Source organism: Lysinibacillus sp. TE18511 (assembly GCF_054062295.1).
The window spans coordinates 17,458-42,156 of record NZ_JBSSFD010000010.1 but is presented as its reverse complement, the minus strand read 5'-3'; the positions used below and the strand labels follow the sequence as shown (position 1 = coordinate 42,156).

The 24,699-nt window shown below is 35.8% G+C and carries 21 protein-coding genes, 2 pseudogenes and 1 riboswitch; of the genes and pseudogenes, 16 read left to right on the top strand and 7 right to left on the bottom strand.

Features of this window, described 5'->3' with window-relative positions:
* Positions 1-55 precede the first annotated feature (55 nt).
* Genes ACVWXS_RS09795 through ACVWXS_RS09785 form a run of 3 tightly spaced genes read left to right on the top strand, consistent with a single transcriptional unit; the run spans position 56 to position 2,880 of the window.
* A complete protein-coding gene (locus ACVWXS_RS09795; protein ID WP_456957972.1) occupies positions 56-748 on the top strand; it encodes an endonuclease V in 693 nt (230 codons plus the stop codon).
* 35 nt (positions 749-783) lie between these two features.
* On the top strand, positions 784-1,323 hold the full coding sequence (locus tag ACVWXS_RS09790; RefSeq protein WP_456957970.1) for an SMI1/KNR4 family protein: 540 nt from the start codon (positions 784-786) through the stop codon (positions 1,321-1,323).
* Between the two features lie 18 nt (positions 1,324-1,341).
* Entirely contained in the window at positions 1,342-2,880 is a 1,539-nt protein-coding gene (locus ACVWXS_RS09785) for an SMI1/KNR4 family protein (RefSeq protein WP_456957967.1), read from the top strand.
* 58 nt (positions 2,881-2,938) lie between these two features.
* Here the strand turns inward: ACVWXS_RS09785 and ACVWXS_RS09780 are convergent, their stop codons facing one another.
* The 3 genes from ACVWXS_RS09780 to ACVWXS_RS09770 are packed head-to-tail and all read right to left on the bottom strand — an operon-like array spanning position 2,939 to position 5,592.
* Positions 2,939-4,237, bottom strand: a complete 1,299-nt coding sequence (locus tag ACVWXS_RS09780) for an AAA family ATPase (protein ID WP_456957965.1) — start codon at positions 4,235-4,237, stop codon at positions 2,939-2,941.
* The gene (locus ACVWXS_RS09775; protein WP_456957963.1) at positions 4,230-5,123 is read right to left on the bottom strand and encodes a tetratricopeptide repeat protein; all 894 of its coding nucleotides are present in this window, start codon (positions 5,121-5,123) and stop codon (positions 4,230-4,232) included. Before ACVWXS_RS09775 ends, ACVWXS_RS09780 begins: the two co-directional genes overlap by 8 nt.
* A 19-nt stretch (positions 5,124-5,142) precedes the next feature.
* Positions 5,143-5,592: a hypothetical protein gene (locus ACVWXS_RS09770; RefSeq protein WP_456957961.1), complete on the bottom strand. Its 450-nt coding sequence runs from the start codon at positions 5,590-5,592 to the stop codon at positions 5,143-5,145.
* 334 nt (positions 5,593-5,926) lie between these two features.
* Between ACVWXS_RS09770 and ACVWXS_RS09765 the strand changes: the two genes are divergently transcribed.
* Positions 5,927-8,782, top strand: a complete 2,856-nt coding sequence (locus ACVWXS_RS09765; RefSeq protein WP_456957959.1) for a hypothetical protein — start codon at positions 5,927-5,929, stop codon at positions 8,780-8,782.
* A gap of 299 nt (positions 8,783-9,081) precedes the next feature.
* The gene (locus ACVWXS_RS09760) at positions 9,082-10,050 is read left to right on the top strand and encodes a glutaminase (protein WP_456957957.1); all 969 of its coding nucleotides are present in this window, start codon (positions 9,082-9,084) and stop codon (positions 10,048-10,050) included.
* Between the two features lie 397 nt (positions 10,051-10,447).
* Here ACVWXS_RS09760 and ACVWXS_RS09755 read toward each other — a convergent pair whose 3' ends face one another.
* Positions 10,448-11,788 carry an amino acid permease gene (locus ACVWXS_RS09755; protein ID WP_402988694.1) on the bottom strand — a complete coding sequence of 447 codons (1,341 nt, stop codon included), beginning with the start codon at positions 11,786-11,788 and terminating at the stop codon, positions 10,448-10,450.
* Between the two features lie 161 nt (positions 11,789-11,949).
* Positions 11,950-12,026: riboswitch (glycine riboswitch) on the bottom strand.
* Positions 12,027-12,621: 595 nt separating this feature from the next.
* Complete coding sequence (locus tag ACVWXS_RS09750; protein ID WP_456957955.1) at positions 12,622-13,008, bottom strand: rhodanese-like domain-containing protein; 387 nt, start codon at positions 13,006-13,008, stop codon at positions 12,622-12,624.
* 262 nt (positions 13,009-13,270) lie between these two features.
* Between ACVWXS_RS09750 and ACVWXS_RS09745 the strand changes: the two genes are divergently transcribed.
* The 5 genes and pseudogenes from ACVWXS_RS09745 to ACVWXS_RS09725 all read left to right on the top strand — a co-directional run bounded on the left by ACVWXS_RS09745 (position 13,271) and on the right by ACVWXS_RS09725 (position 19,442).
* Positions 13,271-14,101 carry a lipoate--protein ligase family protein gene (locus tag ACVWXS_RS09745; RefSeq protein WP_374966131.1) on the top strand — a complete coding sequence of 277 codons (831 nt, stop codon included), beginning with the start codon at positions 13,271-13,273 and terminating at the stop codon, positions 14,099-14,101.
* A gap of 196 nt (positions 14,102-14,297) precedes the next feature.
* A pseudogene (locus tag ACVWXS_RS09740) lies at positions 14,298-15,086 on the top strand (ribonucleotide reductase N-terminal alpha domain-containing protein); the annotation flags it as partial.
* 208 nt (positions 15,087-15,294) lie between these two features.
* Positions 15,295-16,146, top strand: a complete 852-nt coding sequence (locus tag ACVWXS_RS09735) for an LAGLIDADG family homing endonuclease (protein WP_427520025.1) — start codon at positions 15,295-15,297, stop codon at positions 16,144-16,146.
* Positions 16,147-16,223: 77 nt separating this feature from the next.
* Positions 16,224-18,005, top strand: a pseudogene (locus tag ACVWXS_RS09730) (vitamin B12-dependent ribonucleotide reductase); the annotation flags it as partial.
* 501 nt (positions 18,006-18,506) lie between these two features.
* Positions 18,507-19,442 (top strand): alpha/beta hydrolase fold domain-containing protein, encoded by a 936-nt coding sequence (locus tag ACVWXS_RS09725; RefSeq protein ID WP_456957952.1) that lies wholly within the window; start codon positions 18,507-18,509, stop codon positions 19,440-19,442.
* Between the two features lie 246 nt (positions 19,443-19,688).
* On the opposite strand, the gene ACVWXS_RS09720 is transcribed toward ACVWXS_RS09725, so the two are convergent.
* Positions 19,689-19,868: a hypothetical protein gene (locus ACVWXS_RS09720; protein WP_456957950.1), complete on the bottom strand. Its 180-nt coding sequence runs from the start codon at positions 19,866-19,868 to the stop codon at positions 19,689-19,691.
* Between the two features lie 325 nt (positions 19,869-20,193).
* Here ACVWXS_RS09720 and ACVWXS_RS09715 point away from each other — a divergent pair, with 325 nt between their 5' ends.
* Genes ACVWXS_RS09715 through ACVWXS_RS09700 form a run of 4 tightly spaced genes read left to right on the top strand, consistent with a single transcriptional unit; the run spans position 20,194 to position 22,555 of the window.
* Positions 20,194-20,634: a LytTR family DNA-binding domain-containing protein gene (locus ACVWXS_RS09715; protein WP_456957948.1), complete on the top strand. Its 441-nt coding sequence runs from the start codon at positions 20,194-20,196 to the stop codon at positions 20,632-20,634.
* 10 nt (positions 20,635-20,644) lie between these two features.
* The gene (locus ACVWXS_RS09710) at positions 20,645-21,112 is read left to right on the top strand and encodes a DUF3021 domain-containing protein (RefSeq protein WP_456957946.1); all 468 of its coding nucleotides are present in this window, start codon (positions 20,645-20,647) and stop codon (positions 21,110-21,112) included.
* Positions 21,102-21,827: an ABC transporter ATP-binding protein gene (locus ACVWXS_RS09705; RefSeq protein WP_456957944.1), complete on the top strand. Its 726-nt coding sequence runs from the start codon at positions 21,102-21,104 to the stop codon at positions 21,825-21,827. Before ACVWXS_RS09710 ends, ACVWXS_RS09705 begins: the two co-directional genes overlap by 11 nt.
* A complete protein-coding gene (locus ACVWXS_RS09700; RefSeq protein WP_456957942.1) occupies positions 21,824-22,555 on the top strand; it encodes an ABC transporter permease in 732 nt (243 codons plus the stop codon). Before ACVWXS_RS09705 ends, ACVWXS_RS09700 begins: the two co-directional genes overlap by 4 nt.
* A gap of 120 nt (positions 22,556-22,675) precedes the next feature.
* On the opposite strand, the gene ACVWXS_RS09695 is transcribed toward ACVWXS_RS09700, so the two are convergent.
* Positions 22,676-23,608 (bottom strand): DUF1385 domain-containing protein, encoded by a 933-nt coding sequence (locus tag ACVWXS_RS09695; protein WP_456957940.1) that lies wholly within the window; start codon positions 23,606-23,608, stop codon positions 22,676-22,678.
* Positions 23,609-23,777: 169 nt separating this feature from the next.
* Between ACVWXS_RS09695 and ACVWXS_RS09690 the strand changes: the two genes are divergently transcribed.
* Both ACVWXS_RS09690 and aroQ read left to right on the top strand, forming a co-directional pair.
* Positions 23,778-24,197 carry a hypothetical protein gene (locus ACVWXS_RS09690; RefSeq protein WP_368636795.1) on the top strand — a complete coding sequence of 140 codons (420 nt, stop codon included), beginning with the start codon at positions 23,778-23,780 and terminating at the stop codon, positions 24,195-24,197.
* A 66-nt stretch (positions 24,198-24,263) separates the two neighbouring features.
* Entirely contained in the window at positions 24,264-24,698 is a 435-nt protein-coding gene (aroQ, locus tag ACVWXS_RS09685) for a type II 3-dehydroquinate dehydratase (RefSeq protein ID WP_368636646.1), read from the top strand.
* The last annotated feature ends 1 nt before the right edge of the window (position 24,699 follow it).

Below are 24,699 nucleotides of genomic sequence, written 5' to 3'. Positions count from 1 at the left end.
TATGACAAATACCAATATTTGTGTATAGTTATATAGAAGGGAGATGATCATCTTCATGGAAATAGAAAAAATGATCCTAAACTATACATCCCAACAAAATGAATTAAGAAAGCGTATATCTCTACAAAACAATTTATCTGAAGATCAAATTAAACTTGTTGCAGGAGTGGATATTGCCTATTGGGGTGAAAATAATAAAGAATATGGAGTTTGTTGCATTCAAGTTTTTGATTTTTGTTCAAAAAAATTAGTGGAACAAGTTGATTACATGGATGAAATTACAACTCCTTATATTTCCGGGTTTTTAGCTTTTCGTGAATTACCTCTTATTTTAGAAGCCGTTAAAAAGTTAAAAACGAATCCAAACCTTTATATGTTTGATGGAAATGGGTATTTACATAAGCGCAATATGGGCGTTGCGACACATGCTTCATTCTACTTAGAAAAACCGACAATTGGTGTAGCGAAAACGTATTATAAAATTGAAAATACGGATTTTATCATGCCGGAAAATAAATCAGGAGCGTTTACTGATATTGTCATTGAAGGGGAAGTATATGGTCGTGCTCTGAGGAGTAGAAAGGATGTTAAACCAATTTTTGTTTCATGTGGAAACGACATTGATTTAGATACAGCAACTAAAATCACGATGCATTTTATTGAAAAGGATAGCCGATTACCAATCCCTACAAGATATGCGGACTTGGCAACCCATCAGGCAAGGAAATTGCATCAAGATGATGTGTGAAAAAATGTCAGTTTATTGTAGAGTGGAGGTTACAAATGAATACGCAAGCTAAAGATTTGTGGAATCGTATAATTGAAAAGAACTCAAAGCTGGGAGCAAATGGTGAAGAAGTATTGAATCTTCAACCAGGTGCTACAGCTGAAGAATTCCAACTAATCGAAAAAACCTTAAGTATTACGCTGCCTGAGGAGATGAAAAGTTTTTATAGCATTTATAATGGGCAAGTTTGGACTTTAGGGGTAGAGCCTTTTGTTAGGAATTTAACACTTTCTCCTATTTCGGAAATAATTGAAAATTGGAAGTTTCTACAGGAAGAATTTGATCCAGATGATTTGCTCCCAGATATAGAGTATGGTGTCGAGGTTAAACCAATGCTTTGGAATCAAAAATGGATTCCGATTGCTGAAAATGGCGGAGGTGACTATCTTTGTCTTGATACAGACCCAACAGAAGAAGGAGTAGTAGGTCAGGCATTATATTTTTGGCATGATTGGGGAGATCGAACAACTGATGCAAAGGGTCTCTTTGAATTTATAGAACGCTGCTTAAATGAAGAAAATGATTGTGATAATTGAAAAAGGAGATAAACGATGATGATTAAGTTGGCAATGAATAAATTAAAGGTTCAATTAGACCAAGTATTTTCACCATTTTTAAATCCACCAGCTTCTGAAGAAGAGATACAGAATGTTGAAAATGAGATGGCAATTCAATTTCCTGATGAATTAAGGGCGTTTTATTTATTGCATAATGGAGAGAAGGAAGGCGGGCCAGGTTTATTTTTTGGATTGCCGTTTTTATCATTAAATGATGTATTGCAGGAATGGCAAATATGGGCGCACTTAGAAGAGGAATATGCATTGGAAGGTGCTTCTTATTCAGTCCCAACTGGATATATAAAAGAGAGGTCTATTAATCGTAATTGGATACCTATTAGTAAAGATTTTGGAGGCAATAACATCGGCATTGATGTCGACCCAGATCATAATGGACGAATAGGGCAAGTCATTAATTTTGGGCGTGATGAGGAAATAAAGTATGTGATAGCAAATCAATTATCGGATTTCCTACTATTTATTTCTGAAACGATTTTAAAGGGGAAATATCAAATTGAACAGGATGAAGATTGTATCTACTGGAATTATGAAAATAGCACCCATTTTTTAGATGTACTAAACGCCATTGAATTGCCAGTTCTAAAACCTGTATCACCGCAAATTTCCAAAGAGGATACAACGAAATGGATGCAAGATTTGGACTCCCAATGGAAAGACATAGTACAAGAAGAGTTTTCGAACCTAGAGAATTTAATGAAAAAAAAGAAACTATATTTAATTGGGATAAAACTCACGAATATTAAACCGTTACGACTTTGTACAGAAGTAAAAGAATTAATCTTAACAAACAATCTATTAACTGATATAACACCTTTACATAACATGCTATCTTTAAAAAAGCTCTATTTAATTAAGAACCCGCTAAGCGATTTAACACCATTAGCGAACCTCGAGTATTTGCAAGAATTAAATATTAATCATACAAAAGTTTTCGATATAACACCGCTAGTAAGTATTCCACGATTAAAAAAATTAGAAATGGAACAAACGGACGTTAAAGATTTTTCAATGCTTCAACAATGTCAAGCGCTTGAATCCTTATCCATTTCAATCGTGAGTAAAGAACAGTTAAAACAAATATCTCAAATTAGTACCTTGAAACAATTATCTATTCACCAGTTGAAAAATATTGAAGAAGAGGATTTATTCCAGTTAAGTCACCTAAAGAACTTACAAGTGATGAAATTTGATAATTGTTATTTGAAAAATGTAGATTGTTTTACATCCAGTCATTCACTACGAGAAATCATTTTACACGATACCGTATTAGAGGGTGGGGGAGCAATTGGTCAACTAAAAAATTTAAGAAGTATAGAATTAAATGGGGCGACGATTGGCAATCTTGAGGTGATTGCAGATTCTTCGTCACTTAAAGTATTTACAGGATCATTCGAGCAGTTTCGAATCTTAAAAGACCTTTTTCATCGAACGATTGACTTTTCCACAATTATTGGTGAGATGACAGATGAGGAAGATCAAGTATGGCATCAGTATTTAGATACCCATAAAATCTAAATTAACATACATGTAAAAGAGGCATCCCAAATTTGAGATGCCTCTTTGATTTTATTTATTATATGCGCTTAGCGTGGGCCCGCAGATATTTTTCAACATCATTATATAATCCTGATTGGTTTGCGTATTTTACGTAGTTTTTGGCGGTACGCAGCCACTCTAATGTAGAGGGATGTACCTCTTCTAAAACGTGCAATAAATCATTCGTCGTAATTGGACGCTCATGACCAGTTGTTAAAATTTCTGCAAGGACATTTTCAGTAGCTAATTCAATCACATTTTCGATGTCTGCACCTGAGAAAAATTCAGTTTGAGCGGCAAGTGTTGCTACATCGATTTCTTCAGCATATCTTCCCGCTAGCTTCAAATTAAAAATTTGTTCTCTCGCTTTTTTATCTGGAGGAGCGACAAAAATGAGGCGATCGAATCGACCAGGTCGCTTTAAGGCATTATCAACATCCCATGGGGTATTCGTAGCTGCCATGACAAGCACTTCATCTGTATTTGTATCGATTCCTTCCATCTCGGTAAGGAATGTATTAATTAAGCTTCTAGAATACTCTGAAGAATGTGAACGACTATAACCAAGTGTGTCTACTTCATCAAAGAACATAATACTTGGCTTTTGCATGCGTGCTTTATCAAAAAAGCCTGATAAATTTTCTTCACTTACTCCAATGTATTGGCTTAGAATATCTGTAATATGAACAGGGTAGAAATTAGCCTTGCATTCACCAGCAGTTGCTTTAGCAATAAAGGTTTTCCCACATCCAGGTGGACCATAGAGAAGAACGCCACCGCCTACTTTTTTTCGAAACTTAGCAAACAAACCTTTGTTGTAAAACGGGCTAATTATACGAAGATTAATCGTCTTTTTTAAGTCGTCAAGGCCAGCAACATCCGCAAAAGTAATTTGCTCCTTACCTTTTTTTACGGTTTTTTTAGAGACTTCACCATCAATAACTTTTAATTTAGGTCCAAGATTTATTTGTCCGTTGTCTTGATCCGACTCGGTTTCGTCACTTTCGACTTCTCCTTCAAGCAATTCTTCTGCAGAAGCGGCAATGGCTTCTTCAGTCTCAATCATCTCATCATTATCATGACCTTCATGCTCAACAACTGGTGAATGGAAATCTATTGAAGTTGTTTGTTGAATTTGAACACTCGCTTCTGTTAATTCATTTATGATTTCCATACGCAATGTATCTTCTGTACAGAGAGAAATGCCTGTAGAATATGCTTGTACGGCTTCTAGCCAACGCCCATTATCTGCAAGTTCTTTTCCAAGCCAATAGTGTGCTTGGGGGTCGGCTGGGCTTTGTTCTACCATTTGTTGTAACCATTTTACTTTATCCATATCGATGGCCCCTTATTTTTCTTAGTCCTTTTACTAATGGAACTGAAATCCATGTGTATAGTGCAAGCACTACATAGCATTGTAAAAATACCATTGCAATATTGTCGACTCCTATTGCAAGTAATAAGAAAGTCATCCCAATACCAACTAACCAAATAATAGCGGGACCTCCTAAACGCTCGATAAAACGGTTAGGTGCTAACAGCGGGTGGGCTGTAATTTCCATTTCTTCTAATATAGAGAGCAATGTTTGATCTTCAGGGTTTAAAAGAAAGGCTTGTCTGTAATATTCTTTCGCTTCTTTTTCATTATTTCGGAATGAGGCATTTATGCCAAGGTTCAATAATTTAGCCATTTCACTATCTGCTGAATTCATATATTGTTCTAATGCAAGGATTTGTTGCTCTTTATTTCCATGCACGCCTTCTAAAATAAAGTTCATACGTAACACATATGAATTTTCTGGATCTAATTCTAATGCTTTATTTATTAATAACTTTGCTTTTTTACGATGGCCTGTCTTTTTCATTAAAACAGCATAGGCAGCATGTGTTTCGGCATCATTTGGATTTAAGCGAAGTGCTTCAAGAAAAGCTTCCTCTGCTTCTCGCCATCGCTCGGTTTGCATGTAAAGATGGCCGAGAAAATAAAATATGATATCCTCATCATAGCCTAATCTTATTGCTTCGTGAAACTGTTCTTCTGCCTCGTCAAATTCGTTTATTGCATAATTACTGTATCCTAACATATACCAAAGTCTGCTGTTTTCAAAATGGTCAGGTAGTTCCTCATTAATAAGTTCGATTACTTGGGGATATTTCCCTATATCGAAATAATGCTCTATGACTTCAAAGGATGGTTCTTCATATTCTTCGTATTCACTCATATTCTATTTATCTCCTTTCCTAAAGTGCTAGTATGAACAAAGTAGTAACAGCCTCAATTAAGCCCGAAATCATACATGCGATAAACCCTGGCCCCCATAATGATTCTGCTTCACCATCAACTGCTAAATGCTCTTTATAGGGTTCGTTTAGAAATGTAAAGAAGATGAAAAAACAAGCAGCCCCAAATAATCGTCCAACAAATTTGATATATTTCTCTTCAATTGGTAGTATTTGTTGTCCGATTGCATAAACGACTGCCAGTTTCGCAATAATGAGTACAATACTAATGATCGTTAGTAGCTGTATGTATTTTTTCTCAATTTTTAGCCATTTTGCGTTTTGGATACCTAATGCTACAATGGCAAAAATACCACCAAACATAGCAACAAAAAATAAATTACTAACTTCGTAACTTCTAGTCCTGTCTACATCATGGCTTGTTAAACTAGGTTTATAAAGATTTTCCATATTATCACCGACCTCCTAATAACAGATGTATTATACATATATTTCTTAATACTGGAAACAGTTTGTTGAGTGGAGTTAAGAAGACGTTATTTCTTCCTGTGTTTCCTGTTGAAATAAAAAGTACTTAGACCTATTTTTTATTTCATATAGTTAAATAGATTATATATTTTAATGAACATAACCGCAAATGTGATAGTGGAGATATCAAATAAGTACTATTTATATTTAAAAAGATAAGTATTATCTACCTTTTTGGATAGATTGCTAAATTATAGGGAAATTTTTAGATTCAGACCGATATAAAATTTAGAAGGTATAAAGGAGGACAAACGTCTTGAATAAAAAGTTTTTATTATCAGTTGCAGCAATACCTGTAGTCATTGTTGCACCAACAGTAGTAGGGGCAGAAGAAACATCAACTATTAAAATAAACGCAGATGCGAAGGTCAATGACATAATCACAGCGGATGTGAAAAATTTACCGTCTAATACATATGTAAACAGTTATCAATGGTACTATATTGAAGCGGATGGTTCTGAAAAACTGATTCCTGGTGCTACAGGCATATCCTTTAAAGTTCCTGCTGAAGCAGAAAAGAAAACGATTATCGTAAAAGCGATCACTTCAAGTGATACTTATAAAAGTAATACATGTACGATAAAGCCATTGCAATTAAGCATTGAAGAACCAGTTTTTGAAGGTTACTCATCAACTAACTTTGTGACACCAGGTGATACTGTTAAAGTGGTAGGCGCAAATGTAATCGATGCAAATGGTACGAAATTAGAAAGTAACCAAATTACATACAGCTATCAATGGTTTTATAAAGTAGGAGAAGTCTTTTCCATTATTAATGGGGCAACAGGAGCAACATATACGATTCCTACGGATGCCTTAAATAAGGAACCGAAAGATATTGTAGTGAAAGTAACTGCGAAAGTAGGTGCACATACACTTGAATCGAATCCCTCAAAAGTACTTACAGTATCGAAACAGCCGACAGAGACATTAACGAAGAATATTGAAGGTTTACTGAAGGATGGCAACAAATATAATTTGACAACAACCTTTGAAGAATTTCAAGCACTTGCGAAAGACTTAGATAAGAAATATCAAGCTCTATCATCTACTGCTAAAGCGAATGTTACTAATTATGAAGTATTGAAAAGAGCACTTGCAGACATTGCAGCTGTCGAAGCATTAAAAGAAAAATTGAATAAAATGGGCAATGTTGATAAAAAGGATTTACCTCAGTTTTTGAAAAATCTTGAAGCGGACTATAATAAACTAGACTATTTACAGCGCAGTTTAGATGTTAATGATGAAATATACAATGCGATAAAATTGGCATTGCATAATCCATCCAATATTGACGAGCTTACGGAAGTACGTGAGATTAATAAACAAATTACTGCATTATTATCCTACGAAAATTCTTATGTCAAGTATGTTCCTTCTAGCTTAGAGTCTTTACAAGCTGAAGTGAACAAAATTGAAACTCGAATGTCGAAGCTGTCAAAAGATTACAAAGCAATTGTACAAAACCAAACAATTTTACAAGAAGCGAAGCAAGATATAAAGAAAATTGAGCAGTTCTTAAAATCATTTGATAAATTGTTGCCAAATGATACACCGAGCAAGCAAGTGACTACTGCGAAATCGATCCGCTCTACTTACGAAAAGTTTACTTACAAGCAAATGCTATTAGTTCCAAATACGTATAAAGAAAAATTGCAGAACGCGGAAAATGCAGAACAAATTCAAATTATGAAATTAAACGCATTAATTCAATCGTATGTTGGGGACAAGCAGTATCCAATTAATCCAACAAAAGAGACATGGAAAGAGAACGTAGATAATGTCAATAAAATAATCAGTGATTATAAAAACTTAACGAAGACTTCAGCGGCCCAAATTAAAGACTATGATCGTATTTTAACATTGCAAAAAGATCTTAAAACGGCTGAAAAAGTTATTAAGGATATGGATGCCTATCTAAAACTTAAGAAAACATCGGGAGTCTCAGAGAGTAAGTTAAAATCAAGCTATAGCAGTACACTAAAAGCCTATAATAAGCTAACAAGTTTACAGCAATCACTTGTGTATAATGCAAAAGAATTTTTAAATAATTCACCAGATGTGACTGTTGGTAACGGTGGTAAGGAACCACAAGATAAAGCAGCAGCCCTTGCTTTAAAAACAAAAATCGATTCTTTGGCAAACATCACCAACTATTCTCTGCAACAATTAGAAACGGAAGTAGCGAGTGCTACAGCGGAATATAAAAAATTATCATCCGATGCCCGTAAATATGTGACGAATTACGACCTAGTAACAGCAGCAAGTAAAGATATTTCAGGCGCCAAATCGTTCCTTAAAAAAGTACAGGATGCTAAAGAGGAAACGGATGTTACGAAGCAGGTTAAGAAAATTCAATCAGTGCAAACAGCTTATGCAAAGTTGCCTGCAAACCAACAGCATTTAGCTAAAGATGAGTATGAAAAATTACTTAAACTATTAGATGGTAATGTTCCAGACGTATCAAAATTAGAGAATGAAATCGCTGCAATGATAAACAATGATATGTACACAGTATCTATAGAAAAAATTAAAGAGCTATCCACTCAATATAATAAGCTAAGCTCTAGTGATAAAAAACGTGTTACCAATGCTTCTATCTTAACTACCGCTGTCTCTGATGTGAAAAAAGTAGAATCATTCATGAAGCAGTATGACAAATCATTCGAAAAAAATCCAGCAACTGTTATTAAAGCATTTTCAAAATTGACGTCAAAACAGACGAGTTTAATAAATGAAAGTGTTCGGAAAAAAATTGTTGAAGCAGAAGCAAAACAACAAGCTGCAAACGAATCTGCTTTAGATTTGGTGGAAATGATCAATGGGCTTGAGAAAAATGGAGAATATATTGCCAATTTAGATACTGAAGTTACGAAAATTCGTACATCGTATGACAAGCTTAGTTCTACTGAGAAAAAAATAGTGAAAAATTACTCGAAGCTAACGCAGGCAGAAAGTGATTTGAAAAAAGTTACGGAAGTATATGAGTTATATAAAACTTACGAAGCGGCAACAGAAGAAAATAAGCCAGCTGCATATAAGACATGGCAAACTGCTTATGGCAAGCTTTCGAAAAAGCTTGAACTTCTTTATAAACAAATGCAGCCATAATATTTTAATTAGTACTAGCCCCGAATAACGAATTTATTCGGGGTTTTTCTGTAGCGAAAAAATCTCTTGATAAATTTATTTTTTTCATTTGTGTAGAATATCAAATCTTCGCTATACTATTTACAGTTAATCGTTAATTCCAGAAGGTACGAAGCCTCCAAAGTTTTAAAAAATTATATCGGATAGAGTCTTCATAGTGTAAACTAGGGAGGCTCTGTTTTTGCCTAGCATTAAATTTTTTTTAGTGAAGTGTACGGAAGAGTAACGAAGATGTATTTTTTTGGAAGGAGAACACGAAATTGCCGGCAAATCATATCAACAATCATCATGACCTTGTATCAGAATGGGTCAAACAGTTTCGTCCTTATGCGAAAGAGGGACAATGCGCAAGCTATATTCCTGCTTTATCAGAAAAAGATCCAAATCAATTAGCTATTTCGATTATCGGACCAGATCGTAACGAAATCAAAGCAGGAGAGACAGCTGAACTGTTTACCCTGCAAAGTGTTTCAAAAGTTGTGACATTTATTTTAGCGTGTATGGAACGGGGATTACCCTATGTTTTAGAGCGAGTAGATGTTGAACCTACAGGTGATACCTTCAATTCAATCATTCGTCTTGAAAGCCATCAACCTGGAAAACCTTTTAACCCAATGATTAATGCAGGAGCGATTACAGTATCCTCTATGCTTGACGGAAATTCACCACAAGAGAAGGTTACAAAAATCCTACATTTTTTAGAACAAATCGTTGGCAAAAAAATAAGGGTAAATGAAGACGTTTTTCAATCTGAGTGGCAAACAGCTAATCGTAATCGATCATTAGCATACTATTTAATGGATTCTGGCTTTTTAGATTGCCCTGTAGAGGAGGCATTGGAGGTTTATTTGAAACAATGTGCTATTGAAGTCAATGTTTCGGATTTAGCGATGATTGGTTTAGTAATCGCCAATGATGGCTATCATCCTCTATTAAAAACGCAACTCTTTCCAAAGCAAGTGGCTAAATTAGCGAAGGCATTAATGGTTACATGCGGTATGTATAATGCTTCTGGTAAATTTGCTGCATTTATCGGGTTACCCGCTAAAAGTGGTGTCTCTGGTGCAATTTTGGTGGCTGTACCAAGTCATGCAGGCTTAGATTCACCTTTTTCTGCTGGCTGCGGTATTGGCATTTACGGACCAGCAATTGATACCATTGGGAATAGTGTAGCAGGGGTGAATTTACTAAAGCATATCGCTACTGAGTGGAATATGACGATTTTTTAAACAATGAAAGAAAGATGACTTCTGTGCTGAGGTCATCTTTTTTTGTTCATAAGTATATATGGTAAGTAATTTCGTTTACGGGAATCCTTTTCAATGTAGTATCTTTAGTTGTTAATTCTCTTAACCCGTTCTCTCTCTCCTTGTTAAAGCAAATCCATTCTACTATTATATTGTCTGGATTTTTCTCGTAGACAATATTATTAAAATCAGAACAATAGCGTAATAGAAATAACGATTTTATTTTTAATAAAAACCCTCCTTTTTTAACTTCCTTTTATTCACTCTATCGTTAATTTGATAGGGATTACTTTGAGAAAAATAGAAAAATCCTGAATAGATTCACTTTCTTTGAAGTGTCACTATTCAGGACAGTTATTTTTAATGCCTCTTAACGTAGTTATTTTTTTCTTTTCACTTTGTAAATAATCATAAGTATGATAAACCAAATTGGTGTTAACAGTAATGCCGTACGAGTTTCCTCTGAAATGAACATAATAACTAATAGAAATGCGAAGAAGGCAAGTACTAAATAGTTCACGAACGGAGTAAATGGTGCCTTGAAAATTGATGCCTCATGAAGTGCACGATTTTTCCGTTTATAAATGATATGAGAAATTAAAATGATACTCCACACCCAAATAAAGCAAATAGCACTGATCGTTGTAACAACACTAAAGGCGCTTTCAGGCATCAGTTTACTTAGTAATGCTCCTGCAGATACAACAATTGCGGAAACAACGAGTGCGTTACTTGGTACACTGTTTTTATTAAGCTTGGCGAACGATGGTGAAGCTTGCTTATTGTTCCCAAGATTATAAAGCATGCGGCTTGTAGAGAATAAACCACTATTACCTGCTGAAGCAGCGGATGTTAGAACAACAAAATTAATAATCCCTGCAGCAATAGGGATACCAGCTAGTGTAAATACTTGTACAAATGGACTACTTGCGGCAGACATTTCATACCAAGGATTAATGCATAAAATAACAAATAATGCGCCTACATAGAATAATAAAATACGAAATGGAATTTTGTTAATGGCAGACGGAATATTTTTTCTTGGATCGTTCGTTTCAGCAGCAGAAACACCTACTAATTCGACACCTACAAAAGCGAAAACAACCATTTGGAAGGCCATTAGGAAGCCGTATAGGCCATTCGGGAACATCCCGCCATGTGCCCAAAGATTTTCAACTGCAACTGTGCCAGAGCTTGTTTGAAAGCCTGTAAATAACATGATGAGTCCAATAACGATCAGCGCAACAATTGTGATGACCTTTATAAGGGCAAACCAAAATTCTAACTCACCAAATAGTTTTACAGTTAATAAGTTTAAAAATAATAACAGTACTAAACAGCCAATCGCTGGTACCCATTGAGGTATATCAAACCAATATTGTGCATAAACACCGACAGCAATAATATCTGCCATAGCAGTCATGACCCAGCAGAACCAGTAAGTCCAACCAGTGACGTAGCCTGCCCAAGGACCTATGTATTCTGATGCAAAATCAGTAAATGATGTATAGCCTGCGTTCGATAATAATAATTCACCTAATGCACGCATAACAAAAAATAGGGCAGTTCCGACGATTAAATAGGCTAAGATGATGGAAGGCCCTGCTAAAGCAATGGCTTTACCTGAACCTAAAAATAAACCAGTACCTATTGTTCCGCCAATAGCAATGAGCTGCACATGGCGATTTTTTAAATCACGTTTTAATTGATGTTGTTCCACGTTAATCCCCCTCAAAGATGCATAAAAATTTTGACTGGAAAATAAAAAGAGACTAGTATTGACACTAGTCTCGTAAACGTCAGAATAACAAATACCAATTGAGAATGCTGGATATGAAAAAATAAACATTCATGTGGTATAGCTTTCATGATGAAAGTAGATATTACTCCTCTGTCCTTTTGCCTGAGATAGTGAACCCTTCGGCGACGCAAAATGCGTTCTCTCCAGAACTGCTCCTGCTATAGTGTGATCCATAGCATTCATAGCTTGTATTGTCTTGATGACATTATTTTAAGATACTATACATCCTATCAGTGCTTACATAATTATTCAAGGGTAAATTTCAGTCTATTTTCAGAAAAAAAGAAGATTATGGTTCGTCTAGGGAAATATTTTACGAAAAATAGTATTTTTAGGCATATGTTAATATGTGGATGATGTTGAATGTTTGGTATAAAGTGAAGCTGCCATGATAACGTAAGGTTGATTTTCATTCCGGCTGGACGCTTTCCTCAGTTTGTCCGATTGACTATCCACAACAAAGAATCCCCAATGAAAACGAGCAGAATATTAGCTCGCGTTGCTTTTCCTTAATTCGTCCAATGCATGATTGGGTCTTAGTAAATATGAAGTAACTTGTTAGACGTTAAACAATAAATATAATATAGTAGAAACTCAGAATTTTTTGCGAAAAAAGAAACCATCTCATAGTCATTTGAGATGGTTCTTTCGGTGTGAAACAAAGCGATATAGGTAAATATATATAAATTTACTTAGTTTCAAAGAGTGAATTTATTTATATAAGTCGCTAATGTCTTATCTATTTTGTTTCATTACTGTTTTTTGGACTTTATTTTACCTGTCCAAGTACGGAAGCCGCCTTGAAGTTGGTAAATTTGGTTGTAGCCACGTTTTTTAAGAAACAGTGCAGCTCGAGAGCTACGGCCTGTATTTTGGCAGTATAAATATACTGGTAAATCTGGGCGGATTTCTTTGTAACGTTGACGTAGTGTAGTTGAAGGAACATTACGTGCACCAAGAATGTGACCAGCTTCAAATTCTTTTTGCTCACGTACGTCGATTAGCTGTGCTTTACGATAGCCTTCAATAAATTGTTCTTGTGTTAGGTTTGTTACGGCTTTTTTTAGTCGCATAGAATTAATGCCGATATATGCAATTACGACTACTAACATTATACCGATTGTGATAAGTATGTCCAAAATTTTCTTACCCCTTTCTATCTTCTTTATTATTATAAAAGATGCGCTAGCGATAGTCCAATGAGTTTGATAAAATTAATTACATTGTGGCTAGAATTAATCTATTGAATGTTATTAGTGAAAGGCCACAGAATCATTCCACCCCATTCTTGGATTAGGGTCTGGGGATTACTTCAATAAAGAATAGAACTAAACGCAGAGTGTCAAAATTTTGAGAAGCACTATTTTGGGCTCATCATTAATACTTGTAGGAGATGAATATATGACAACTTGGTATTTTCTAAATTCGGGGAAATGTAGTCCTTCTTTTAATATGGCATTAGATGAAGCATTACTTGATTGGCACAGTGAAGGTTTAATTCCGCCGGTTATTCGTTTTTATGAGTGGGAGCCAGCAACTCTTTCGATTGGCTATTTTCAGCAGGCGAAAAGAGATATCAATTTAGAAGCGGTGCGAGAACAAGGACTAGGCTTTGTTCGTCGTCCAACAGGCGGTAGAGCCGTTTTACATGAGCATGAGTTGACATATAGCGTCATTGTTTCAGAAAGCTATCCAGATATGCCTGAGTCAGTGACAGAGGCATATCGAGTGTTAAGTGAAGGTATATTGAAAGGTTTTCATAATTTAGGTATGGATGCTTATTTTAGTGTGCCTAATACAGAGGAACAAAGAGCAGACTTAAAGAAACCTAAAAGTGCAGTTTGCTTCGACGCACCAAGCTGGTATGAGCTTGTCGTAGAAGGTAAAAAAGTAGCAGGTAGTGCACAAACTCGTCAAAAAGGTGTTATTTTACAGCACGGAGCTATTTTACTTGATTTAGATCAAGAAAAATTATTGTCTGTCTTCAATTTTTCAAGTGAAGAGGCGAGAGCACGTATGCGTAGAAAGATGCCAGAGAAAGCGGTTGCTATCAATAACCTTGTGAAAGAACCAGTGACGATTGAACAATGTGTGACAGCTTTTAGAGATGGTTTTGCAAAATCGTTGCAAATTGATTTAAAACCATTTACACTTTCTGAGGAGCAATTAGAATATGTGCATGCACTTGAAGAAAAAAAATATGCATGTGATGATTGGAACTTCAAAAAATAAAAAATGGTCTAAGAAAAATATTTTTTTATCGTTCAAACCTTGTGAGGACGAGCATTTCGGATGCTATTCGAAATTGCAAGAGTTGAATTAAAAAACTATATATAGTATCTTTTTTAAATAAACATACACAATATGTAGTGTTTAACGACACATGATATTGTGTATTTATTATGTAATAAATAAGGGAGGCAAAACGATGGTACTCACAAATCATCAACCCGAAGTAAACAAATTTGAACAGTTAAACAAAGATATCGAACTATTTTCACAGGTACATCCTGTAACACCTGATATGCACATTACGCATAAAGGTGTATCAAGACTTGTAATGATCGATCGCTACTCGTTTAAAGATACGGAGAAGAAAACATTGAAAGCCGGTGATTTCGTCGTCTTGACAGTAAAGGCAGATCCAAAATTCCCTGCACGTGGTTTAGGGACAATCCAAAAGCTTGATATGTCTACAAAAACAGCAGATATTTTGATTGAGGAAGATTATCGTAGTGCTTTAGATGATCCAAAAGAGCAAGAAACGGGTGTGATTACGCGTTCGATTGACGTGCTAGAAAAGCCTCTTGAAATTTTTTATGAACAAATCGCAAAACGAAATGCAACAGGACTTGCTTCTGTTGAAAAAACACAAGAGAAACGCCAAGAATGGTTTGAGAAGTTTTATGAGCAGTTAGTATCATTAAAATTCATTCCAGCTGGACGAGTTATATACGGAGCGGGTTCTGAAACAGATGTAACTTTCTTCAACTGTTACGTAATGCCATTTGTAGCAGATTCACGTGAAGGAATCAGTGATCACCGTAAGCAAGTAATGGAAATTATGAGCCGTGGTGGTGGTGTAGGGACAAATGGTTCAACATTGCGTCCACGCAACACGTTAGCACGTGGTGTAAATGGTAAATCATCTGGATCGGTTTCATGGTTAGATGATATTGCGAAGCTGACTCATCTTGTCGAACAAGGTGGCTCCCGTTAACCGAAAACGGCGGGATTAAAATCTCGTGAATTGCTGGAACACCCTTAGAGCTTTTCTTGCTACAACGTAAACTGTGAAGTTAGGCGTGAATGCTTGAAAAAAGAAAAGATTGGGCAATCAGCAGCGAAGCATCTATGGAAACGTAGTTGAACGTTCAACGACTATTGAACCTTCCTAAACTTTGGACCACATCGGAGGTGGGAGCATGGAAGAAGTAAATCGTATTGTACGGAGACGTCCTTACGAGGCGCGAGACAAAGAACGATTGATTAAAAGAATTATTGAGTTGCATGAAAATGGTATGAGCCAAGTTGATATTGCAAAAACACTTAACATAGGAAGAGGAACAATCCTTAGATGGAATAAAGAGCTAGAGCTTTTTAAAGCGAGAGAGCCTGGTCAAGCGGGAAAGCTGAAAAATAAGAAGTATCATTATGATGAAAACTACTTTAAAAATATCGATTCAGCAAATAAGGCTTATTTAGTAGGTTATATTACAGGTGATGGTACTCTATATGACCGTGGTAAATCGAAACGTCTTATTCTATCACTTGCTGAGCAGGACCAACAATTGCTTGAAGATATTGCAAAAGAATTGTCTATGCAAGAAGCGATTAAACTCCGTCAACGATGTGCACCAAATGAACAAAACCAATACTCTCTAATAATTAATTCAACAGAAATGTGCAATGATTTAATGAGGTTGGGGATTAAACCTCGAAAAACAGGCTTTGAAAGTTGGATTGATTTTAAAAATGAGGATTTGCAATGGACTTATTTAAGAGGTTTTTTTGATGCAGATGGCCATTTTTCCAAGCGTGGGAGAATAGGTTTTACGGGTAATCGCGAAATGCTTTTATCATTACTTCAATTTTTGCATAATCAACAACTAGCTTTAACGGTCCATAAAGTTTACCCAAAACAAGGATGCGTTGACTTATACATTACTCGAAAAGATGATGTGTTAAAGATTGTTCGTAAGTTATACGAACATGGTTCCATACGACTCGATAGAAAATATGAAAAAATCAAATCCTTCTTTGATGATATAGTCTGATCTTATGTGAAAGCATAAGAATGTGGCAGAAATGACCACATCGGAAAAAGTATTTCAAAATACTTTTTTGTAACAAAAAGCGTGGGGCACAAATGATTATGCTGGCAGATTGGCATCCTGATATCGTGGAATTTATTATATCAAAAATGCAAAATCCACGTATTCTACGATACCTAATCGAAAATACAACAGATGAATCAATTATTCGTCTAGCAAAAGAAAAATTAAACTTTAAACCTCTTTCATTCCAAGAGGAAGCTATGTATCAAGGTATTGTAAACTATAAAGGTATCGAAGGCTTAGGCGGTTTTGATACGGCTATTATTCGTGAAGCGGAAAACAAGCTTCGTGATGGTGGTACTTATACTGTTCACAATCAAGAGTTTTTAACGGGTGCAAATATTTCTGTAACATTAACTAAAGAATTTATGCAAGCTGTAGAAAATGACGCTGACTTTGAGCTTCGTTTCCCAGCTGTTGAAGAATATACAAAAGAAGAGATGGCTATTTACAACAGTGAATGGCATAAAGTTGGAGATGTGCGTGAATGGGAGAAAATGGGCTATAAAGTACGCACTTACCGCACGATTAAAGCGAAGGAATTATGGAATTTAATCAACGTTTGTGCTACGTACTCTGCAGAGCCAGGTATTTTCTTCATCGACAACGCCAATGAAATGACAAACGCAAAAGCTTATGGTCAAAGCGTTGTAGCGACAAATCCATGTGGGGAACAACCACTCGCACCATATTCTGTGTGTAACTTAGCAGCTGTGAACTTAGCGCAGTTTGCAAATAAAGAAGATCAAACAATTGATTTCGAAGCACTACGTGAAACAGTTCGTGTTGGTGTTCGTATGCAGGATAATGTAATTGATGCAACACCATACTTCTTAGAAGAAAACCGTGTACAAGCTCTTGGAGAGCGTCGTGTTGGCTTAGGCGTAATGGGCTTAGCGGACTTACTAATTTATTGTGAGAAAGAATATGGCTCAGAAGCTGGTAATGAGCTAGTTGATGAAATCTTTAAGACGATTGCTGAAACTGCGTATGAGACGTCAACAGAACTTGCGAAAGAACGCGGTAGCTTCCCATTCCTTGTAGGAGCAACTGAGGAAGAGACAGCACGTTTACGTAAAGCATTTACTGAAACAGGCTTTATGCAAAAAATGCCTGCACACATTAAAGAGCAAATTTTAGCAACAGGTATTCGCAACTCGCATTTACTAACAGTAGCTCCAACTGGTTCTACTGGTACGATGGTAGGTGTAGCAACGGGTCTTGAGCCATACTTCTCGTTCACATATTACCGCTCAGGTCGTCTAGGTAAATTCATCGAAGTAAAAGCAGAGATCGTACAAGAATATTTAGAACGTCATCCTGAAGTAAATGAAAATGACCTTCCTGAATGGTTTGTTACAGCGATGGAGTTAAAACCAGAGGCACACGCGGATGTACAATGTATCATCCAAAAATGGATCGATTCATCGATTTCAAAAACTGTAAATGCACCAAAAGGTTATACAGTACAACAAGTTGAAAAAGTGTACGAGCGTTTATATAAAGGTGGCGCTAAAGGTGGTACGGTCTATGTAGATGGTAGCCGTGATTCACAAGTACTTACATTGAAAGCAGAAGAAAATGATATGGATCAATTATCATTTGAAGAAGAATTTGTAGAAGAGCCAACAAAACGTCCTGTTGTGTTAGTAGATACGATTCAAGCTTTAGAATCGACAACAGTAATTGGTTCAGATGTAGGGAATACTTGCCCAGTATGCCGTAAAGGAACTGTTGAAGAAATCGGCGGCTGTAATACATGTACAAACTGTGCTGCACAATTAAAATGTGGCCTATAAAATAATGAAAAAGTGTCTATCTCGCCAAAAGTGCGGATAGGCATTTTTTATTTCATTCGGTAAATGTCATGGATTTTGAAGGAGTATACTTCAAAATGTGGAATTAAAGTGAAATTCGATCATTTATAAAAAAGTCTGATATAGAGAGCTATATAGAAGAGTCTTTCTTTGTTCAACAATCAGGCCATATTGTTGAACAACACCGTGATATCAAGGTTAAAATAAGAGATTGTGAAGGTTTACACTTAAAGTAACAGGTTCGTTTCTATGTAGAAAATAACATTTTACCTCTTCTAAAACGAAGTTCTAACTGTATAGTTTATATATAGAAGATTATCTTGTAAAATTTAGTATTATAATAAAATTGAAAGAAAACGAAAGGCTTCGTTCAATTCAAGATCTTCTATCGAGCTTGTTAAGACTTCTGATACATGGCTATTATAAATCATTTCGTGTTATGAAAAAGGATGAACAATAAAAATGTTAAAAGGAGAGAATAAAATGAGTGTAGAAATTTTTAACGGAGAACGTTCTGAAGAAAGTGTTCAATTTGAAAAATGGTTAATTTCCCAAAGCAATAAAAAGAGTTTTTCTAGTATTGAAAATACCAAACAGTTCATTAAGCAGAGGGGAACTGAAAATATTCAGCCCTATGTTATTGGGGATGATGTTAATTTTTTAAGTGATATGAAGGAGCAGGCATTCGAGGGTATGCAGGTTTTCACTTTAAATGACCAAAAGTCTTTGAAACAAAAAGTTATTCTCTATTTACATGGTGGTGCTTGGACGAATCAACCTTTAAATTTACACTGGTTGTTCATGGATAAAATGGCACAATCTTTAAATGTGAAAATTATTGCGCCCATTTATCCTAAAGTACCTCATTTTAACTATCAAGATACCTATCCAAAAATCCTCAACTTATATAAAGAAATTCTTGGAAGTGTTGACAGTTCCAATCAATTAACAATCATGGGAGATTCGGCAGGCGGTAATATAACACTTGGTCTGGCCCTTCTTTTGAAGATGAACCATTTGCCTCAACCGAAAGATATTATTTTATTATCTGCATGTGTTGATATGGGTTTTGAAAACCCTCTTATACCTGAATATGAGGAAAAGGACCCGATGTTAGCTAGTGAAGGAATGGAAGTCATTATAAAGATATGGGCAGCTGATAAACATTTAAATGACCCATTGATTAGTCCTATTTACGGTGATTTTAAAGGACTTGGGAAAATTACTCATTTTATTGGAACACACGAATGTTTATATCCAGATGCAATAAAATTTGATGAAAAACTAACGGAACAAGGGATTGAAATCAATACCTTAGTTTATCCTAAAATGAATCATGTGTTTGTTGTGATGCCGATCCCTGAAGCCATAGATGCTCAACATAAAATTATTAATATAATTAGTAACCAGATAGATTAGCTAAACGAAAGGGTGCGTTACTTTAAGAAGCATGAGCTGATCAAAGGATTATTACAATATGTTTGTTCAATAAAAAGGCGATTTAAATAAGCAAGGTTCACAAAAAACATCAAATTTTTTATAACAATTGAGAATAGAAAAAGCGTGTTTGAATCAATCTTTTTTCAAAACATGCTTTTTCTTTTTGTTCATTTATCAATAGTATAAGTAGCTATTTGATCAAACTTTATTTCTGATTAATCATTTTTATCCATCTTGATTAATTTGAAGGCTTTGATTTCCGCTACGGGCTACTCGCTTTGTTGCTGCCGCTTCGCTTTCGCACAGATAAAACATTTGTTGCTGCCGCTTCGCTTTCGCACAGATAAAACATTTGTTGCTGCCGCTTCGCTTTGCTCTGCGACGAAAGCGAAGCGACAGGAGCACTCGAGTAGCCCTACGCTACAATCAGTTAAAAATGAGAATATCTTAGCAAAATAGCAACAAAAAAATCCTATTATCGCTCAATAATAAACCTATTTTTCCTAAATCAACACACTTGTTTCAAAGCAACACTATCTCGTGATAGGCACTTTTTTCTCTTCATGCAACAAATGTTTTCTGTAGCGAAAGCAAAGCGGCAGCTACAATTATGCAAGGAGAAATTGATTTTTAAACCACTTATCCCAGGTAAACGACCAGTCGTCCGAAATCCATTTACATAATTAGTTAAAAATTTTATAGTGAAAATGAATGAAAGGACTGTGATGAAATGAAGGTAGAAGTGTCGATTGATCCGACATGCAAAGAGCCAAAAGTTATTATTCACACCGATAAGATGACTGATGAAATAGAGCATCTCATGCAGAATATCGCTTCCGATGAAGTCAATACATTATCGGTCTTCTCAGATAGAGGTGTCGAGTTTATTAGCTGTGGGGACATTGTGCGCATTTATACGGAGCAAAAGAAGGTTTTCGTGCAAACAATGGTTGGTATTTACATTGCGCGCCTTCGCTTGTATGAGCTTGAAGAAAAGTTGAATACACAGATGTTTGTACGTATTTCAAATGCTGAAATTGTTAATCGCAACATGATTAAACATATGGATATTAGCAGAACAGGAACAATCGGTGTTGAGCTAACAGGTGGAATTAAAACATACGCGTCAAGGCGTTATGTAACAAAAATTAAGAAGCAATTGGGGATATGAGGTGAAAGATGTGCGAAAAGACATACTAATTCGGATTTTAGGTGGGTTTATTATAGGTGCGGTACTTGGACAAATCGTACAATTCTTTGTATCGCTTGGGATATCACAAGAAAGCTACGTTTGGGTAGTTCCTGAATTTCAAGCTTTATTTGAAAGTAAAACAATGGCAATTATGACTCAAGTTGTGTTGACGGGTTTGATTGGGATCACATTTGCTCTAGCTGCATTATTCTTTGAAATTGCGAGATGGGGTATGTTGAAGCAATATATTGTGCACTTTTTTGTAACGGCCCTTATTTGGATACCAATTGTCGTAGTTTTATGGATGCCGAAAACGATGGCCAATATTTTCTCCTTATTCGCAAGTTTCTTAGGAACTTATGTTGTGACATGGCTATTGCAATATAAGCTTTCGAAGCGCGATATTGAAAAGATTAATGCCATGCTAATCGAGAGAGGTGACTTTCATGACAATTGAAATAAAGGGCTTAACGAAGCATTATAAGGAAATTGTGGTAGTGGATCAGTTATCTTTATGTATAGAAAAGGGAGAATTTTTTGCACTTCTTGGTCAAAATGCAGCTGGCAAGACGACAACGATTAAAATGCTTTGCGGACTATTACCACCAACAGATGGAGATGCCATGTTGGATGGGGAAAGTATTGTTCACCATCAGGTCGCTGCTAAAAAGAAAATAAATATTTCTCCACAGGAAACGGCTGTTGCACCTAATTTAACTGTATTAGAAAATTTGCTATTTATGGGCCAGATTTATGGTTGCTCAAAAATAGAGGCAAAAAAACGAGCAAATGCACAGATGAATTTGTTTGGCTTAACTCCTCGCCAGTCTAGTAAAGCTAAAACGTTATCGGGTGGGTATATGCGTCGATTAAGTGTTGCAATGGCTATGATGTCTCATCCGAAAATACTCTTTCTAGATGAACCGACATTAGGGATGGATGTACGTGCACGTCGTGATTTATGGAAAATACTGAGCCAGTTAAAAGGTGAGGTAACGATTGTTTTAACCACTCACTATTTAGAAGAGGTAGAGATGCTGGCAGATCGTGTAGGGATTATGCATCGAGGGAAAATGCGTGCTCTTGGTACAATTCAGCAATTAATGCATGAAACAAAAAAACATTCTTTAGAAGAAGTATTTTTAGAGCTTACAGAGGAGGATTCACTTTGAAGGCAAGTGTATTTGCGACAAGAAATCATAAGGAAATAGTGCGTGATCCAATAACATTAATTTTTGGCATGGGCTTACCGGTTCTAATTATGGGTCTATTTTCAGTGATGCAAAAAAATATGCCGTTTGGATTATTTGAAATTAGTAATCTAGCACCCGGCGTGATTGTTTTTAGTTTTTCGTTTCTTACTCTTTTTTCTGGCATGTTACTAGGCAAGGATAAAAGCTCATCCTTTTTAATGCGGATTTTTGCTTCTCCTATGTCAGCAGGTGATTATATTTTAGGCTATGTATTGCCTTTGCTGCCCATTGCATTATTACAAATTATTTTCTGTTTGCTCACCGCTCTATTTTTAGGTTTGTCATTCAATATATCTGTCCTTTTAATGGTAGGCGTACTTATTGTCATTTCTTTGCTGTATATTGGATTCGGTTTATTATTTGGAACAATTTTTACAGATAAGCAGGTAGGGGGCATCTTTGCGATATTTGTCAATTTATCAACATGGTTTAGCGGTACGTGGTTTGAGCCTGATATGATCGGTGGTACATTTCAATCTATTGCACAACTATTGCCGTTTGTCCATGCTGTTAATGCAGCACGTGCAGCACTAAGTGGAGCTTACTTAGATGTTTGCCTACCACTCTCTATTGTTATAGGTTATACGGTCTTTCTTTTTATTATTGCTACTCTCTTATTTAAACGAAAGATGCGAGGTCAGTACTAAAAACTTTAAATAGTTTAATAATGAGGGCAGGTCCAAACAAATGATTCATCAGTTGGACCTGCCCCTTTAACTTTTTTGGCCGATTCCGGACGCAATTATGCCGAAGCCTAGCTGATTTTTTTAGTCATGATTCAAAGTAGCTGCGATTTCTGGTTGTTGCTCAACTTGAAGTAACATATTGAAAGATGCGATGGCTACTTCCACTTGGTCATCATTCGGTTCACGTGTTGTCAGTAACTGTAGCCATAAACCTGGATAGCCGAGGAAGCGTAATACTGGGATATTACGACACGCATTTGTAGCTTGCAGTACTTCAAATGATACACCAAGAACAACTGGGATTAATAAAATACGGTCCAAAAGACGTAACCATAGTGGATCCGTTGGCACAAAGAAATATAAAAACATACCGACAAAGACAGTGAACAGCATAAAACTACTTCCGCATCGATAATGTAAGCGTGATTGTGCTTGTACATTCTGCACTGTGACTTCCATACCTGCTTCATAGCAATTTATAACTTTATGTTCTGCACCATGATATTGGAATACTCGTTTAATAATAGGTGTTAAAGATATAAAATATAAATAGGTTAGTAATAAAAGTAGCTTAATACCACTCTCAAGTAAAATTTGACCGGTCTTACTCTCTATCCAACTAGAGAAAAAATCCGCAATAAATACTGGAATTAATGTAAAGGCAAATTTACCAAATAAAAAGGAAAGAATACCGACAACTGCAACTCCTAACATCATTTGAAGTTTCGAACCTTCTTCTTTATGTTCCTCTTCTTCGCCAGGTGTAATGTCGTAACGATCCCCTGAAAATTGCATATGGCGTGAGCCTAAACCAGCAGATTCAATTAGTGCAACAACGCCTCGAATCAATGGAATTTTTTTTAGCTTTTGTAAGATAGGATTTTGAACCTTTTTATAATGATAATAATCAATGGAATCATCGTTACGGCGAATGGCAGTAATCGTATGTTCCTTTCCTCCGAACATTACACCCTCTAATTGTGCTTGTCCCCCGTAAACAGGTGAATTGCTCAAGGCTAACACCACTCTCTTTATTTATTTCAACTGTACCATTGTACTAAATTTAGTGAAAAACCTCTAGAGTTACGCATAGTAAAATTTCTATATGGCTACACTAATCGTACAAGTTAGGAAATGATTAACGGTAGAAAATTAACTAAGGGTAGGAGGGGTTTGCTTGAAAGTGGCTAGTATAACATCGCTCGTCAGTGCACTTTTTTTAGCATTTTGTTTAAAGGGACTTCAATATTTTCATCTTATTAAATGGAATCCAATAGGTTTTTATAAAAAGTGGGAGCTGTTTGAAGGTAGCTCAAAACTTTTTCAATGGAGTTTTTTCATTCTAGTTTTATTTATCATTGGATTTTTATTATTTATTACATTGAGATATGTTTATATAATTCCAGCTATTTTATCTTCTTTTTTGCTCGGACTTTTTTTGACAATCACATTAGAATGGATTGCTCTTGATTTGCCTTTACAACTTTCATCCTTTAAGAAATTATCGATTCCTTTCATGGTCGTTGTTATTTGTCTTTTACGGTTCTTGCTTGAAACAGCGAATTTTCATCAAAGAGAGCATACAGCACAAAAAGGAAATTAGTTGCTGTATGCGCCTTGCCCTGTATGATAAAATAAATGGCAAGTACATAGAAAGAGGCGAATATGCGTGAAGTTATTATGTTTGAATGGACCTAATTTAAATCGACTAGGTAAACGAGAGCCACATATTTATGGTTATGAGACATTAGAAGATGTGAAAAAAAATGTTCAGAATCTTGCGGCGTCTTTAGGTGCCACTGTCGAGTTTCGTCAATCTAATCATGAAGGAGTACTTGTTGATTGGATGCATGAAGCAGAAGACGAAAAATATGATGGTATTATCTTTAATCCCGGTGCATATACCCATACAAGCATAGCGTTACATGACGCGATTGCAGGGATTTCTGTGCCGGTTATAGAAGTACATATTTCAAATATCCACAAACGTGAGGCTTTTCGTCATCATTCCTATCTTGCTCCGGCATGCCTTGGTCAAATCTGTGGACTAGGTACGAAAGGCTATGAACTGGCACTACGCACATTTATCGAGAGGGAGAATTGAT

Excerpts from the sequence above, each read along its gene's own strand:
- ACVWXS_RS09795 (WP_456957972.1), top strand. The coding sequence starts at position 56 with ATGGAAATAGAAAAAATGATCCTAAACTATACATCCCAACAAAATGAA.
- ACVWXS_RS09790 (WP_456957970.1), top strand. The coding sequence starts at position 784 with ATGAATACGCAAGCTAAAGATTTGTGGAATCGTATAATTGAAAAGAAC.
- ACVWXS_RS09785 (WP_456957967.1), top strand. The coding sequence starts at position 1,342 with ATGATTAAGTTGGCAATGAATAAATTAAAGGTTCAATTAGACCAAGTA.
- ACVWXS_RS09780 (WP_456957965.1), bottom strand. The coding sequence starts at position 4,237 with ATGGATAAAGTAAAATGGTTACAACAAATGGTAGAACAAAGCCCAGCC.
- ACVWXS_RS09775 (WP_456957963.1), bottom strand. The coding sequence starts at position 5,123 with ATGAGTGAATACGAAGAATATGAAGAACCATCCTTTGAAGTCATAGAG.
- ACVWXS_RS09770 (WP_456957961.1), bottom strand. The coding sequence starts at position 5,592 with ATGGAAAATCTTTATAAACCTAGTTTAACAAGCCATGATGTAGACAGG.
- ACVWXS_RS09745 (WP_374966131.1), top strand. The coding sequence starts at position 13,271 with ATGACAACTTGGTATTTTCTAAATTCGGGGAAATGTAGTCCTTCTTTT.
- ACVWXS_RS09735 (WP_427520025.1), top strand. The coding sequence starts at position 15,295 with ATGGAAGAAGTAAATCGTATTGTACGGAGACGTCCTTACGAGGCGCGA.
- ACVWXS_RS09725 (WP_456957952.1), top strand. The coding sequence starts at position 18,507 with ATGAGTGTAGAAATTTTTAACGGAGAACGTTCTGAAGAAAGTGTTCAA.
- ACVWXS_RS09715 (WP_456957948.1), top strand. The coding sequence starts at position 20,194 with ATGAAGGTAGAAGTGTCGATTGATCCGACATGCAAAGAGCCAAAAGTT.
- ACVWXS_RS09705 (WP_456957944.1), top strand. The coding sequence starts at position 21,102 with ATGACAATTGAAATAAAGGGCTTAACGAAGCATTATAAGGAAATTGTG.